Source organism: Lactococcus sp. S64 (genome assembly GCF_016516525.1).
Taxonomy (GTDB): domain Bacteria; phylum Bacillota; class Bacilli; order Lactobacillales; family Streptococcaceae; genus Lactococcus; species Lactococcus lactis.
Window position 1 is genome coordinate 1 of the sequence record NZ_JACVUQ010000044.1, and the last position, 240, is coordinate 240.

Here is a 240-nt window from a genome sequence, read left to right on the forward strand (position 1 = left end):
AATGGAATCGCTTGTACTATCACTTGTAGATTCACTATCAGATATGGAATCTGAGTCACTTAGTGAGTCGCTGTCCGAAACGGAATCGCTCGTACTATCACTCGTAGATTCACTATCGGATATGGAATCAGAATCACTTAATGAATTACTATCAGAAATTGAATCACTATCGGAAACTGAATCACTCACACTATCACTCGTAGATTCACTATCAGATATGGAATCTGAGTCACTTAATGA

The 240-nt window shown here is 37.9% G+C and carries 1 protein-coding gene; it reads right to left on the reverse strand.

The window, feature by feature from the left end; genetic code table 11:
- Positions 1-240: hypothetical protein (locus tag IAE51_RS12385; protein WP_200095657.1), on the reverse strand; the 240-nt coding region annotated here is incomplete at both ends.